Origin of the sequence: Streptococcus sp. 3613 (assembly GCF_013277375.1) — a bacterium.
Lineage (GTDB): Bacteria > Bacillota > Bacilli > Lactobacillales > Streptococcaceae > Streptococcus > Streptococcus pseudopneumoniae.
Window position 1 is genome coordinate 55,081 of sequence record NZ_VMMV01000027.1, and the last position, 14,256, is coordinate 69,336.

The window sequence follows — 14,256 nt, forward strand, 5'->3', positions numbered from 1 at the left end:
AAAACCCTTCCAAGGAGGTAGCAGATGTCTCATTCCTTTAAAAAATCGCTCCAAAAAGAAATTCTCCATAGAAGCTCTATCGCAGCCTTTGTGACCTCTCTTTTACTACTCATTTTACTTTTTGGTTTTTCCTATTTTTTACAAAAGCAGCAACTCTCCAAAGATACGAGACAGATTGTCAAACAGGTTCAAGAAATGAAAGAAGCAAATAATGAGCTCCTGACTACTATGAACCATAAAATGATTCCTGAATTTTTGGACGGCAAACACACAGAGAGAGAAGTCTTTAGCTTATTTTACGAGACAAAAGCTAGATTGAAGCTTAGTTCTGACCTCATTATTCTAAACGATACAGGTGAATTACTATTTAGTACCAATCGAAATCATCAAGAAAGTATTTTATCACCCTACTATCTAAAACTGCTCATTCAAAATCCTTCTCAAGAAAAAGTGACAGAAAAAATTGCACTCTCTTCAGATAAGCAACATTACACACTCTTTATCAAACCACTACTTCAAAACCAACGAGTTAAGGCCTATACTATTGCTTTCGTAAATGAGAATGATTTCATTTCAAGTTTCCCAATGATCAATTCCAAATACATCATTACCGATAGCTTTGGAAATATGTTTTCCAACAATACAAATCAGTTTACTCGTTCCACTCTTGAAAAATTGGATGAAAAACTCCTACACTCTCGCACCCACTGGTATGCGAATGAACCGCTTATTGTTCAAAAAGAAAAAGTTGGTGCTATTTTTTCAATCTATACTTTTCAATCCTTTTTTCCTATTCCTAGCTTACTCGGCCTAGCCTCCATTCTCACCTTATGTATATTCTTCCTCTACTTCTGGCAAGCAAGACGAATTGCTCATAAGATTGCTACACACAATGCTGTTCCTATTGAAAGTTTGGTTTACCAACTTCAAGAAATTCCTAAACAAGCAGAAAAAAGGCTTTCTCTACAAACAGGTGATGAGTTTGAGTTTATGGCAGAAAAAATCAACAATATGTTGTATGAATTAGATCAACTTCATCAAAAAATGCTAACTATAGAAAAAGAAAAGTGGATTTTTGAAAGAAAAATGCTGGAAGCTCAGTTCAATCCTCATTTTCTCTACAATACACTTGAGACAATTAAAATTACTTCTTTAATGGATGCCGCCCTCACACAAGACCTGATTCAAAATCTCACGCGCATTCTTCGCTACAGTATCACCGATTTAGAAAAAGAAACAACCATTTGTCAGGATTTAAAGATTATAGAGGATTACCTGATGATTCATAAGATTCGTTTTGAGCACTTTTCTTATGATATTGTCTGCCCAGAAACTGTTGATAATCAACCTATTCCTAAACTTTTCTTGCTTCCTCTAGTAGAAAATGCTATAAAATATGGGATGCAATACCGTATTGATCTTCATATTGATATCCAAATTACCTTGGAAGCAGATTCTCTAACTTTTTTAGTCAAAGATAATGCTGGAGGACTCACCAAACAAGAGCGACTCGCTATTTTAGACTCTTTAGAAAGCCCTCATACCCAGCATGGCATCGTGAACAGCTACAAACGATTGAGCAATTTCTTTTCTGATGTCCAGCTAGATCTAGGAGTCAATCGCCAAGGAGAAACTTGGGTCAAATTTGTAACGAAAGGACTAACTCATGTTTAAGCTCATTATCGTAGAAGACGAACACCTCATCCGAAAATGGCTAGAGATTGCCGTAGACTACTCTGCCTTAGGTATCCAAGTCGTAGGAACTGCCAGTCACGGTCAAGAGGGAATGAAACTCATCCAAGAAAAAGAACCTCATATTGTCTTAACAGACATCACAATGCCAATTATGGATGCTTTTATGATGTTCGAAGCCACTCGTACCCTCCCCTATGAAAAAGTTATCTTATCAGGTTATAACGATTTTCAAAATGCCAAAAAAGCCATGCAATATGGAGCAGTGGATTTCTTATCCAAACCAATTGACACCAAGGAATTGACAGAATGTCTTCAAAACATTGTTTTGCGATTACAAGGTAGCACCTATCAAGAAACTCCTTTTTTAGAAGAATATCAAACTTTACTCACCTCTATCCAACAGGTTGATACACAAAACCAAATCATTCAACAAATTATTTCCTTTGTCCACAAGCATTATGCAGAGCATTTTACGATTGCGACTATTGCTGAAGCTTTAAGCTATAGCGAAAGCTATCTATATAAAGTTATCAAAGAAGACTTCCCCATGACTCTAAATGAATATATCTTACAATATCGTCTGAAACAAGCTATAGATAAGATGGCTGAATCTCCCAACTCCCCTCTAAGCGACATTTCTGACCAAGTTGGATTTTCAGACTATAAATATTTTGCCAAAGTATTTAAAAAGTACCTCCATATTTCCCCAAAGGAATTGAAATCACTCGGAAGAATAGTAAAATAAGCTATTCTTCTTTTTGTAGAGAATTTTACTCTAATAGAATAGAATTGTCGGTTTTAAAAACGCTTACACTGTTTTAAAATAAACTTAAATAACACAACGGAGGTATCCATCATGAAAAAGAAATGGATGTATTATGCTGCTTGCGGACTAGCTCTTTTTGGTCTTGCTGCTTGTTCTTCTAATGAATCTGCCGATGGCGGTTCATCTGATAAAGGAGACGGCGATTCGCTAGTCGTTTATTCACCAAACTCAGAGGGCTTAATTGGAGCAACTATTCCTGCCTTTGAAGAAAAATATGGTATCAAAGTAGAACTGATTCAAGCTGGTACTGGAGAACTTTTCAAAAAACTAGAGTCAGAAAAAGAAGCTCCTGTAGCTGATGTCATCTTTGGTGGTTCTTATACACAATATGCTACCCACGGAGAACTCTTTGAAAACTATACTTCAAAAGAAAATGATAATGTTATCAAAGAATATCAAAACACAACTGGCTACTCTACTCCTTATACACTAGATGGTAGTGTTTTAATCGTCAATCCTGATTTAACGAAAGGCATGAACATTGAAGGATATAGCGACCTTCTCAAACCTGAACTAAAAGGAAAAATCGCAACTGCTGACCCAGCAAACTCTTCTAGCGCCTTTGCTCAATTAACAAATATGCTACAAGCTCAAGGTGGTTACAAAGATGATAAGGCTTGGTCTTATGTAAAAGATCTCTTCACACTTATTGATGGGAAAATCGGTTCAAGTTCATCTGGTGTCTATAAGGCAGTCGCTGACGGAGAAATGGCTGTTGGTCTCTCTTATGAAGATCCAGCAGTTAAACTCTTAAATGACGGAGCTAACATTAAGGTAGTCTATCCAAAAGAAGGAACCGTCTTCCTACCTGCTAGTGCTGCTATCGTTAAAAAAGCGAAAAATATGGAAAATGCCAAGAAATTTATCGATTTTATTATCTCTCAAGAAGTACAAGATACACTTGGTACAACCACTACTAACCGTCCTGTTCGTAAAAATGCTAAAACAAGCGAAAATATGAAACCAATTGACAAAATCAAAACACTCACTGAAGATTATGATTATGTCATCAAGAATAAATCAGATATTGTTAAGAAATACAACGAAGTCTTTACAGATATCCAATCTAAACAGTAAAAGAGGTTCACTATGAGTGAGATCAAAATTATTAACGCCAAAAAAATCTATCACGATGTCCCTGTTATTGAGAATTTGAACATTACAATTCCAAAAGGAAGTCTCTTTACCCTTCTTGGACCTTCAGGGTGTGGGAAAACGACCCTTCTTCGTATGATTGCAGGTTTCAACAGTATCGAAGGTGGAGAATTTTACTTCGATGATACAAAAATCAATAATATGGAACCCAGCAAACGCAATATCGGAATGGTTTTCCAAAACTACGCTATTTTCCCACATTTGACTGTCCGAGATAATGTTGCTTTTGGTCTCAAGCAAAAGAAAGTCCCTAAAGAAGAATTGATACAACAGACCAACAAGTATCTTGAACTCATGCAAATTGCTCAATATGCGGATCGGAAGCCCGATAAACTCAGTGGTGGACAGCAACAACGTGTCGCCTTGGCACGTGCCTTAGCGGTTAATCCAAGTGTTCTCCTCATGGACGAGCCACTTAGTAATCTGGATGCCAAACTTCGCTTGGATATGCGTCAAGCCATTCGAGAAATCCAACACGAAGTGGGAATTACAACCGTCTATGTAACCCACGACCAAGAAGAAGCCATGGCTATTTCAGATCAAATTGCTGTTATGAAAGACGGAGTCATCCAACAAATCGGTCGGCCAAAAGAACTCTATCATAAACCAGCTAATGAGTTTGTAGCAACCTTTATCGGACGCACAAATATCATCCCTGCCAATCTTGAAAAACGGAGCGACGGCGCTTATATCGTCTTTTCAGATGGCTATGCTCTTCGAATGCCAGCCCTTGATCAGGCTGAAGCACAAGCTATTCATGTAAGTATTCGTCCTGAAGAGTTTATCAAAGATGAATCTGGAGATATTGAAGGCACTATTAGCGATAGCGTCTATCTTGGACTGAATACTGAATACTTCATCGAAACAGGATTTGCCTCAAAAATTCAAGTTAGCGAAGAATCAACTTTTGAAGAAGATCTACAAAAAGGCGATCGTATTCGTCTACGAATCAATACTCAAAAATTAAACGTCTTTTCTGCAGATGGTTCACAAAACCTGATAAAAGGAGTCAACCATGGAACGTAAAAAACTAAATATTTGGACAGCCTCCTCTTTCTTCATCTTTCTTACTTATCTTGTCTTTCTCGTTTATCCTATCGTTACCGTGCTCAAGCAAGCACTCATACATGAAGGACAATTCTCACTAGCTAATTTTGTCACTTTCTTTAGTAAAGCCTACTACTCTGAGACACTCGTCAACAGTTTCAAGGTTTCCATTACCGCTACTGTCACTTCCTTAGTTGTAGGAACCCTATTAGCTTATCTCTTCTCTATGTATGACTTCAAGGGAAAGAAATTTCTACAAATATTGATTATCATTGCTTCCATGTCAGCTCCTTTCGTGGGAGCCTACTCCTGGATTCTCTTGCTAGGACGAAATGGGGTCATTACTAAATTCCTGACAAATACCCTTCATCTTCCAGCTATCGATATTTATGGATTCAAAGGAATTGTACTTGTCTTTACACTGCAACTATTCCCACTGGTATTTCTATACGTTGCTGGGACAATGAAAAGTATTGACAATTCTCTACTTGAAGCTGCTGAAAGCATGGGTTCCTTCGGATTTAAGCGTATCGTAACGGTTGTTTTGCCTCTCCTAGTTCCAACCTTACTAGCTGCTGCCCTACTTGTATTTATGAGAGCATTCTCAGACTTTGGAACGCCTATGTTGATTGGTGAAGGATATCGGACTTTCCCCGTCTTGATTTATACTCAATTTATTAGCGAGGTTGGAGGAAATTCTGCTTTTGCATCTGCTTTAGCAATTATGGCGATTATCATTGCCTTGGCAATCTTCCTTATCCAAAAATACATTTCAAACCGCTACAGTTTCAGTATGAATTCGCTCCATCCAATTGAGCCTAAAAAAACCACAAAAGGAAAAATGGTTGCCATTTATGCAACAGTCTACGGAATTATCTTGTTCTCTGTTCTACCTCAAGTCTACTTGATTTATACTTCTTTCCTAAAAACATCAGGTATGGTATTTGTCAAAGGCTATTCTCTAAACAGTTACAAGGTAGCTTTCAATCGTATGGGATCTGCTATTTTCAATACTATTCGTATCCCTTTGATTGCCTTAGTTCTAGTTGTCCTATTTGCAACATTTATCTCCTACCTAGCCGTTAGAAAACGGAATTTATTTACAAACTTAATTGACAGCCTCAGTATGGTCCCTTATATTGTACCAGGAACCGTTCTAGGGATTGCCTTCATTTCTTCCTTCAATACTGGCCTATTTGGAAGTGGATTTCTTATGATTACAGGAACTGCTTTCATCTTGATTATGTCCCTATCTGTCAGAAGATTACCTTATACTATTCGCTCATCTGTTGCTAGTTTGCAACAAATAGCACCAAGTATTGAAGAAGCCGCGGAAAGCTTAGGAAGTAGTCGTCTCAATACCTTTGCCAAGATTACAACTCCAATGATGCTATCTGGTATTATTTCTGGAGCCATCTTATCTTGGGTCACAATGATTTCAGAACTCTCTACTTCTATCCTCCTCTACAATGTCAAAACAAGAACAATGACTGTAGCCATTTATACAGAGGTTCTCAGAGGGAATTACGGTGTAGCCGCAGCCTTGTCAACTATCTTGACTATTCTAACAGTAGGTTCCTTGCTCTTGTTTATGAAAATCTCTAAAAGCAACAGCATTACACTTTAGTTTCCCCCATCAAAAACAGCCGAAAGGATTACCCTCAGCTGTTTTTTCTTATCTTGATATTCCTATCAAATCCCTAGTTCATAGCAAGCAAGTCTAGACTGATTATACTCAATGAAAATCAAANNGTCAGTAACCATATCTACGACAAGACTACGTTGACGCGGTTTGAAGAGATTTTCGAAGAGTATTAAATAGAGGTCGCTTCCATCTTCTCCCATCCTAGCTCTCGGTAACTACAGTCACCAACAACCTCTACGCTAAACTGGCCGTTCTCATATTCAAGGATCGTCACGCTACCATTATCGAGGCCATGCGGATGCATACCATTGATCAGATAAACAATGGTTCCAATGGTCATTCCATGGCTGACGACAAGGGCGTTGCCCCCGCCTTGTTCTTCCATTTCTTTGGCAATCGCTTCAAAACCTTCCTTGATTCGACCACTGAGTTTTTCCCATCCTTCAGCCCAACCAGCTGTATCAACCTCTACCAAGCCCTCAGCCAGTTCCGCATAAGATAATTGGTGAACGTGGTCCACATTAAAGATACGAGGAATAATGCCCATGAAAAGATCGCCATCGTAGGCTCCATCAAAGCTACCAAAACACCATTCTCTGATACGCTTGTCCATGCGATAAGGGATTTTCCCTTGCAGTCCAAGCTCCTCAAGTATAATTCCCATAGTCTGAATGGTGCGACCAGAATCACTGGAATAAGCGCGCTCAAACTGTAGACCAGATTCTCGCAAACCGATTCCTAATTCTTGAATTCCTAGCTCACCTTCAGCTGTTAAGGGAGTATCACTCCAACCTTGCGCGCGACCAATCGTGTTAAACATGGTCTTGCCATGACGTACCAAATACAATCGTACTTTTACCATTTTCCGTCCTCCGTTTGCTTCTATTATATCATGGATGATAAAACAAAAGCCACCCAGACAGGTGACTTTTGCAGGAGATTATTATGAAAAAGTTTAGGAGTTCTATTAAATAAAGATATTAGATGAAAATCAAATTCAAACTAAATCAGTATTATCTGTTTCAAATAATATTAGGAGGTCTTTATTTAATGATTATAGTATACACAGCTAACCTTAAATAGAGCTTAAAAAATTATACCCATTCACCTTTTTCATTTACTTTATAGCCGTTAATGGTCATATTTTTTGCCAATTTCCCATCAGCTAACAAGTAATACCACTTATCTCCGTCTTTAATCCATTGATTACGAGCGTACTTACCATCTTGGTTCAGATAATACCAACTATCATACTGAGAATCAAATACCCACTCACTCTTAGCCATGTAACCGCCACGTTTTAGGTAGTATTCTCCCTGCCAAGCTTTCTCCACATAACTACCAGTTGAATCTACATAAAACCAGCTCTTATAGTCTTCATCATAAATCCATTCACTTGCAGCCATTGAAGCATCTGATTTTAGATAATAACGGCCTACCCAACGGTTTCTTACAAGATTGCCAGAAAGGTCATTATAGTACCATTTGCCAGACTCTTTAAACCACTTACTTGCTTGATGATTTTTCTTAGTCTCTCCATTAGAGGTAATAATAGCTTGAGATGAAGTTGAAACTGAGGATGAAGTTCCAGTAGAAACTGCTTGAATAGCCTCTTCTTTTGTCACCTTAGGCTTAGCTTTTCCTTGGTAAACATCTTCGATACGCTTAGTAAAGACAGATAACTCTTCAGGGGATAACATGTGTCTTACAGTCTCTTCCTTATATACAAGACCTGCTTCTTTCCTGATTTTGTGTATCCCCTCTTCAACTATATCATCAATCTTACTAAACATAGAAACTTTATCTGCTTTTGAAAGTGTATCATCATTACTAATGGCTGTCTTCTCCATGAAAGCAACAGCATTAATTTCTCTGATATTTTTTTCCGTAGGAATTAAACTAGGGCTCCATTTATCAACTTTGTTATAAAAAGTTGATAATTTTTGAACATACTCTTTTAATGTTAAGTTACTATCATTGTATGGCTCATCATCGCCAAAATGACGAGACCGAGGTAACGACCAGCCTGTTAATGGTCCGTAAAAACTTTTTAAATCGCTAATTAGTTTTTCCTTCTCAACAGATGAGTATAAATTACTATCTTTTTCTACTTGCTGAAGTAGTAAGTCAAATTTTTTTATTCTAGCAATATCAAAAACATATTCTAAAGAGTTAGGCATATCACCTTTCATTCTATTAATAGTTCCTTCTATGTCAGACGAATAGTAATGATCTCTTTTTGAAAATCTATTTATATTTTCCTCTCTCTCCTCTATCACCTCATCTATTTTTTAACTATGGCATTCTTGAGTTTTAAAACATCAACCTCTTTAAATTGTACAGTATACCAATCAATATCATCAATTTCTTTTAATATTTTTTTCTTTACTTGTTCAGAATAATTTCTAACTGCACTCTTTAAATCTGCCCGTGTTTTGTAAAAACTCTCATTACTAGAATCAATATCATTTTCTTGCGCATAAACTACTTGACTAGCAAAAGTTGGGACTAGTGAAGTCGACAGTCCTAAAGCTACTAAAGCATGTTTCATTTCTTTTTTCATGAATTTCTCCTATTTTCTTAATTTTTAAAACTATGAATTGGTGCTGGGATTTGTCCTCCACGAGAGATGAAATCAACAGACGAAGCTCCATTGACTTTCATAACAGGTGCAGTTCCTAATAGGCCACCAAACTCAATCATATCGCCTTCTTTTCCTTTTGGAATGATACGAACAGCTGTTGTTTTCATGTTAATGACACCAATTGCAGCCTCATCCGCAATCATAGCCGCAATGGTTTCAACAGGTGTATCTTCTGGGATGGCAATCATATCCAAACCAACAGAACAGATAGCCGTCATAGCTTCTAGTTTTTCCAAATTAAGAGAGCCATTTTGCACTGCAGCAATCATTCCCTCATCCTCGGAAACAGGAATAAAGGCACCAGACAAACCACCGACTTGGTTGCAGGCCATCACTCCACCCTTTTTAACTTGGTCATTCAAGAGAGCCAAGGCAGCCGTCGTTCCATGCGTACCAACTGTTTCTAGCCCCATTTCTTCAAGGACACGTGCAACAGAATCTCCAACCGCAGGAGTTGGCGCCAAACTCAAGTCCACAATACCAAACTCCACACCCAGTCTCTCACTGGCCATTTGACCAACCAATTGACCGATCCGAGTGATTTTAAAGGCAGTCTTCTTGACCGTTTCTGCTACTACATCAAAGCTCTCTCCACGAACTTTTTCCAGGGCACGTTTCACCACACCAGGACCAGAAACTCCGACATTGATGATAACATCTGCCTCCCCAACACCATGGAAGGCACCCGCCATAAATGGATTGTCCTCAACAGCATTAGCGAATACAACCAACTTAGCTGCCCCCATATCAGATAGAGTTGCCGTTTCCTTGATAACACGTCCCATATCTGCGACAGCCGTCATATTGATACCAGACTTGGTTGAGCCGATATTGACTGACGAGCATACCTTGTCCGTTTCAGCCAAAGCACGAGGAATAGAATTGATGAGAATCTCATCTCCCTTTTGATAACCTTTTTGTACCAAGGCAGAGAAACCACCAATAAAGTCCACTCCAATCTCTTTCGCAGCCTTATCAAGCGCTTTTGCCAGAACCACGTAGTCCGTCGCATCTGTCGCTGCTCCAATCAGAGAAATAGGAGTCACCGATACACGCTTATTAACGATAGGGATTCCCAACTCAGCCGCAATTTCATCACCAACAGCCACTAAATTAGCGGCCTTGCTCGTAATCTTTCGATAAATTTTCTCTGCAGCACGATTGATATCTGGATCGATACAGTCCAAAAGGGAAATCCCCATGGTAATGGTTCTGATATCGAAGTTTTGCTCCTCAATCATGGAGATAGTTTCAGTAACTTGTCTAATATCCATATGCACCTCCTAGATATTATACATAGCTTCGAAAATCGCTGCACTCTGAATATTGATTTTCACATTCAAAATTTGCCCAAAAGTTTCAAACTCATTTCGCAGATAAGTAAAATCCTGCTTTTCATCACTAGATACAACAGCCATCATCGTGAAATATTCATCCAAAACAGTTTGAGAGATATCATCAATATTCAAACCCAATTCTGCAATTTTACCAGAAACACCTGCAACAATTCCAGATTTATCTTTACCGACAACAGTTATAATCGCTTTCATAAGCAAACTCCAATTCTTCTTAAAATAAGAAACCTGAACATTAAACAGGATTCTTTTCAAATAGTATAGCATAATTCTAACGAAAATACTCAAAAACGCCTGCTTACGAAGTTGTTCTTAAGCAAAAAACAATTTCGTAAACAAGCGTCTACTATCCCAACTTATGATGAGTGTTCCCGCTAGGACCGAAATCCTAGCGGTAGACCAGAGCTAGACTAAGAGCACAAGACTCCATCATCATAACACTCAACAAAATTGATGATTTTATACTAATTCGATGATCGCCATTGGCGCTGCATCACCACGACGTGGTTCAGTTTTAAGGATACGAGTGTATCCACCGTTACGTTCAGCATAACGAGGTGCGATTTCTGAGAACAATTTTTGAAGTGCTGTAGTAGAAGTGTACTTATCAGTTGCTTCATCATAGTTTTCAGATGCGATTTCATTACGTACGAAAGCAGCTGCTTGACGACGTGCATGCAAATCACCACGTTTACCTAGAGTAATCATTTTTTCAACAGTTTTACGGATTTCTTTAGCACGAGCTTCAGTTGTCACGATTGATTCGTTGATCAAAAGGTCAGTTGTCAAATCGCGAAGCATTGCTTTACGTTGTGAGCTAGTGCGTCCTAGTTTACGGTAAGCCATGTATTCCTCCTTTATTTATCTTTTAATCCAAGACCCAAATCAATGAGTTTGAGTTTCACTTCTTCCAAACTCTTGCGTCCAAGATTTCGTACTTTCATCATCTCTGCTTCAGATTTTTCTGTCAAATCATGCACAGTATTGATACCGGCACGTTTCAAACAGTTGTATGAACGCACAGACAAGTCCAGTTCCTCAATCGTACGATCCAAAATACGATCGTCAGATTCAGTATCAGCTTCTTTCATCACTTCAGTTGACTTAGCAATCTCAGTAAGATTTGTAAACAAATCAAGATGTTCTGTCAAAATACGTGCTGAAAGCCCTAAAGCATCTTCTGGAATAATTGTTCCATTTGTCAAGATTTCAAGGGTTAGTTTGTCAAATCCATCATTGCTACCTACACGAGCAGGTTCCACTTGATAGTTGACTTTTGTAACTGGTGTATAAATAGAATCTACAGCAAGTGTTCCAACTGGTGCATTATCCTTTTTATTTTCATCAGCAGGTACATATCCACGACCACTGTTAACAGTCATAGTCGCTTTTAGGGAAGAACCTTCACCGATTGTAAAGAGATAATGATCTGGATTTACAATTTCAATATCGCTATCTGTCAAAATGTCACCAGCTGTTACTTCAGCAGGACCTTCAACATCTAGTTCGATGATTTTTTCGTCTTCAACGTACGATTTCACTGCAATTCCTTTAATGTTCAGAATGATTTGCATCACGTCTTCACGAACACCTGGAACTGTGTCAAACTCATGTAACACACCATCAATATTGATAGATGTCACAGCTGCTCCTGGTAGAGAAGCTAGAAGTACACGACGAAGAGAGTTACCAAGAGTTGTACCGTAGCCACGTTCAAGTGGTTCGATTACAAACTTGCCATAATCTTTATTTTCATCAATTTTTGTTATATTTGGTTTTTCAAACTCGATCATTTAGTTACTCCCTCTTAAACGAAAAGCAGTGTAATGCGATGATTATACACGGCGACGTTTTGGAGGACGAGCACCATTGTGTGGCACTGGAGTCACATCACGAATTGCTGTTACTTCAAGACCAGCGGCAGCAAGCGCACGAATAGCTGACTCACGACCAGAACCTGGACCTTTTACAGTAACTTCAACTGATTTAAGACCGTGTTCTTGTGCAGATTTAGCAGCAGCTTCAGAAGCCATTTGAGCAGCGAATGGTGTAGATTTACGAGAACCTTTGAAACCAAGAGCACCAGCTGATGACCAAGCAATTGCATTACCATGCACATCAGTAATCATAACAATAGTGTTATTAAATGTAGCGTGAATATGAGCAATACCAGATTCGATATTCTTTTTCACACGACGTTTACGTGTTGGTTTAGCCAAGACTTTTACCTCCTATATTATTTTTTCTTACCAGCAATCGCAACAGCTTTACCTTTACGAGTGCGAGCGTTGTTTTTAGTGTTTTGTCCACGGACAGGAAGTCCACGACGATGACGGATACCACGGTATGAACCGATTTCCATCAAACGTTTGATGTTCAAGTTTACTTCACGACGAAGGTCACCTTCAACTTTGATTGCATCCACTTCACGACGGATAGCATCTTCTTGATCTGATGTAAGATCACGTACACGAACATCTTCTGAGATTCCAGCAGCAGCCAAAATTTTCTTAGATGTTGCAAGTCCGATACCATAAACATAAGTCAATGAGATTACTACGCGTTTGTCATTTGGAATGTCAACTCCAGCAATACGAGCCATGTTTTCTCCTTTCTATCTTATCCTTGACGTTGTTTGTGTTTTGGATTTGCTGGGCAAATTACCATAACACGACCATTACGACGAATAACTTTACAGTATTCGCAAATTGGTTTGACCGATGGTCTTACTTTCATTTCTTATCCCTCCAAGTTTTTCGATTATTTAAAGCGGTAAGTGATACGTCCACGTGTCAAGTCATATGGACTCATTTCGACAGTAACACGATCTCCCGCTAAAATACGAATATAGTTTTTACGAATTTTACCAGAAACTGTTGCTAAAATCTGATGTCCATTTTCAAGTTCAACCGTAAACATTGCATTCGGCATTGTATCAACTACTTTGCCTTCAACTTCAATCACATCGTCTTTTGCCACGCAAAAGCACCTCCATAAATTTCGATTCGATGCCTCTAGACACAGAGACAACAATTATAAGTCAGACTATCTCAGTATAACATTTGTAGCGGATTTTTGCAAGTGTGAAAAGCGCTTTATTTCAAATTTGTCAATACTTTTTCGATATCTGAGAAGACATCATTGATATCTTGATTACCTTCGATGTCATGAACCAAACCTTTGGCACGGTAGTGAGCAATGATTGGTTCTCCTTGAGCAATATTAACGTCCAATCGACGTTTTACTGTCTCAGGTTTATCATCTTCACGTTGGTAGTAATCTTCTTCTTTATAGTCAACTGGTGGGTTAAAGACCTTGTGGAAAGTTTCTCCAGTTACGCGGTGGATGATACGACCACTCAAACGTTCCAAGAGGCTATCTGGATTCACTTCAATATTGATGACGCCTTCTAGTTCAATGCCAAGTTCAGCCAATGTTTTGTCCAAGGCATGAGCTTGTTCGATTGTACGTGGGTAACCATCCAACAAGAATCCTGTTTCTTTAATATCATCTTGTGAAAGACGTTCTTTTACGATTCCATTTGTAACTTCATCAGGAACTAATTCACCCTTGTCAATATATGACTTAGCAAGAACACCCATTTCAGTTTGATTTGCCATTGCAGCGCGGAACATATCACCTGTTGAGATATGTGCAACATGGAATTGTTCTACGATTTTTGCTGCTTGAGTTCCCTTACCTGCACCAGGTAAGCCCATAATCAAAAGATTCATGATTTGATCTCCTTATTTTATTTTTAAATAGAAGCAAAAAGTCTTTTCACCCCTATTTAAAAACAAAATAGAAGAGGGGAGATCCAACTCTTACAAATGTCAGAGTTTAAACCTCCACTCCCTCAGCATTTACTGCTTCATACTCAATGAAAATC

The 14,256-nt window shown here is 38.5% G+C and carries 15 protein-coding genes and 1 pseudogene; 5 read left to right on the forward strand and 11 right to left on the reverse strand.

The annotated features are described in order from the left end of the window. Positions 1–24 precede the first annotated feature (24 nt). The 5 genes from HT708_RS03410 to HT708_RS03430 all read left to right on the forward strand — a co-directional run bounded on the left by HT708_RS03410 (position 25) and on the right by HT708_RS03430 (position 6,350). On the forward strand, positions 25–1,674 hold the full coding sequence (locus HT708_RS03410) for a histidine kinase (protein ID WP_166736644.1): 1,650 nt from the start codon (positions 25–27) through the stop codon (positions 1,672–1,674). Continuing rightward, complete coding sequence (locus HT708_RS03415) at positions 1,667–2,440, forward strand: response regulator (protein WP_166736643.1); 774 nt, start codon at positions 1,667–1,669, stop codon at positions 2,438–2,440. Before HT708_RS03410 ends, HT708_RS03415 begins: the two co-directional genes overlap by 8 nt. Positions 2,441–2,551: 111 nt before the next feature. Further along, positions 2,552–3,598 (forward strand): ABC transporter substrate-binding protein, encoded by a 1,047-nt coding sequence (locus HT708_RS03420; protein ID WP_166736642.1) that lies wholly within the window; start codon positions 2,552–2,554, stop codon positions 3,596–3,598. A gap of 12 nt (positions 3,599–3,610) precedes the next feature. Beyond that, a complete protein-coding gene (locus HT708_RS03425; RefSeq protein WP_001289692.1) occupies positions 3,611–4,702 on the forward strand; it encodes an ABC transporter ATP-binding protein in 1,092 nt (363 codons plus the stop codon). Further along, on the forward strand, positions 4,692–6,350 hold the full coding sequence (locus tag HT708_RS03430; RefSeq protein ID WP_000440015.1) for an iron ABC transporter permease: 1,659 nt from the start codon (positions 4,692–4,694) through the stop codon (positions 6,348–6,350). Before HT708_RS03425 ends, HT708_RS03430 begins: the two co-directional genes overlap by 11 nt. Before the next feature lie 187 nt (positions 6,351–6,537). On the opposite strand, the gene HT708_RS03435 is transcribed toward HT708_RS03430, so the two are convergent. The 11 genes and pseudogenes from HT708_RS03435 to HT708_RS03485 all read right to left on the reverse strand — a co-directional run bounded on the left by HT708_RS03435 (position 6,538) and on the right by HT708_RS03485 (position 14,101). Then, complete coding sequence (locus HT708_RS03435) at positions 6,538–7,230, reverse strand: histidine phosphatase family protein (protein ID WP_000241534.1); 693 nt, start codon at positions 7,228–7,230, stop codon at positions 6,538–6,540. Positions 7,231–7,462: 232 nt separating this feature from the next. Further along, positions 7,463–8,931 (reverse strand): annotated as a pseudogene (locus tag HT708_RS03440) (N-acetylmuramoyl-L-alanine amidase family protein). A gap of 17 nt (positions 8,932–8,948) precedes the next feature. Continuing rightward, complete coding sequence (locus HT708_RS03445; RefSeq protein WP_050207598.1) at positions 8,949–10,286, reverse strand: PFL family protein; 1,338 nt, start codon at positions 10,284–10,286, stop codon at positions 8,949–8,951. 9 nt (positions 10,287–10,295) lie between these two features. Beyond that, positions 10,296–10,562, reverse strand: a complete 267-nt coding sequence (locus HT708_RS03450; protein WP_050207599.1) for an ACT domain-containing protein — start codon at positions 10,560–10,562, stop codon at positions 10,296–10,298. 264 nt (positions 10,563–10,826) lie between these two features. Next, positions 10,827–11,213, reverse strand: a complete 387-nt coding sequence (gene rplQ, locus HT708_RS03455) for a 50S ribosomal protein L17 (protein ID WP_000331493.1) — start codon at positions 11,211–11,213, stop codon at positions 10,827–10,829. Positions 11,214–11,224: 11 nt separating this feature from the next. Next, entirely contained in the window at positions 11,225–12,160 is a 936-nt protein-coding gene (locus HT708_RS03460; RefSeq protein ID WP_000568988.1) for a DNA-directed RNA polymerase subunit alpha, read from the reverse strand. Positions 12,161–12,202: 42 nt separating this feature from the next. Continuing rightward, positions 12,203–12,586 (reverse strand): 30S ribosomal protein S11, encoded by a 384-nt coding sequence (gene rpsK, locus HT708_RS03465; RefSeq protein WP_001118385.1) that lies wholly within the window; start codon positions 12,584–12,586, stop codon positions 12,203–12,205. A 17-nt stretch (positions 12,587–12,603) separates the two neighbouring features. Then, positions 12,604–12,969 carry a 30S ribosomal protein S13 gene (gene rpsM, locus HT708_RS03470; protein WP_000090781.1) on the reverse strand — a complete coding sequence of 122 codons (366 nt, stop codon included), beginning with the start codon at positions 12,967–12,969 and terminating at the stop codon, positions 12,604–12,606. Positions 12,970–12,986: 17 nt separating this feature from the next. Further along, positions 12,987–13,103 carry a 50S ribosomal protein L36 gene (gene rpmJ, locus HT708_RS03475; protein WP_001808836.1) on the reverse strand — a complete coding sequence of 39 codons (117 nt, stop codon included), beginning with the start codon at positions 13,101–13,103 and terminating at the stop codon, positions 12,987–12,989. Between the two features lie 24 nt (positions 13,104–13,127). Next, positions 13,128–13,346 (reverse strand): translation initiation factor IF-1, encoded by a 219-nt coding sequence (gene infA, locus HT708_RS03480; protein WP_001029883.1) that lies wholly within the window; start codon positions 13,344–13,346, stop codon positions 13,128–13,130. Between the two features lie 116 nt (positions 13,347–13,462). Beyond that, positions 13,463–14,101 carry an adenylate kinase gene (locus HT708_RS03485; protein WP_001050436.1) on the reverse strand — a complete coding sequence of 213 codons (639 nt, stop codon included), beginning with the start codon at positions 14,099–14,101 and terminating at the stop codon, positions 13,463–13,465. Between the last annotated feature and the right edge of the window lie 155 nt (positions 14,102–14,256).

Coding starts and splice junctions, on each gene's coding strand:
- rplQ (WP_000331493.1), bottom strand. CDS start 11,213: ATGGCTTACCGTAAACTAGGACGCACTAGCTCACAACGTAAAGCAATG.
- HT708_RS03485 (WP_001050436.1), bottom strand. CDS start 14,101: ATGAATCTTTTGATTATGGGCTTACCTGGTGCAGGTAAGGGAACTCAA.
- HT708_RS03430 (WP_000440015.1), top strand. CDS start 4,692: ATGGAACGTAAAAAACTAAATATTTGGACAGCCTCCTCTTTCTTCATC.
- HT708_RS03420 (WP_166736642.1), top strand. CDS start 2,552: ATGAAAAAGAAATGGATGTATTATGCTGCTTGCGGACTAGCTCTTTTT.
- HT708_RS03415 (WP_166736643.1), top strand. CDS start 1,667: ATGTTTAAGCTCATTATCGTAGAAGACGAACACCTCATCCGAAAATGG.
- HT708_RS03460 (WP_000568988.1), bottom strand. CDS start 12,160: ATGATCGAGTTTGAAAAACCAAATATAACAAAAATTGATGAAAATAAA.
- HT708_RS03410 (WP_166736644.1), top strand. CDS start 25: ATGTCTCATTCCTTTAAAAAATCGCTCCAAAAAGAAATTCTCCATAGA.
- HT708_RS03450 (WP_050207599.1), bottom strand. CDS start 10,562: ATGAAAGCGATTATAACTGTTGTCGGTAAAGATAAATCTGGAATTGTT.
- HT708_RS03445 (WP_050207598.1), bottom strand. CDS start 10,286: ATGGATATTAGACAAGTTACTGAAACTATCTCCATGATTGAGGAGCAA.
- HT708_RS03425 (WP_001289692.1), top strand. CDS start 3,611: ATGAGTGAGATCAAAATTATTAACGCCAAAAAAATCTATCACGATGTC.
- rpmJ (WP_001808836.1), bottom strand. CDS start 13,103: ATGAAAGTAAGACCATCGGTCAAACCAATTTGCGAATACTGTAAAGTT.
- HT708_RS03435 (WP_000241534.1), bottom strand. CDS start 7,230: ATGGTAAAAGTACGATTGTATTTGGTACGTCATGGCAAGACCATGTTT.
- rpsM (WP_000090781.1), bottom strand. CDS start 12,969: ATGGCTCGTATTGCTGGAGTTGACATTCCAAATGACAAACGCGTAGTA.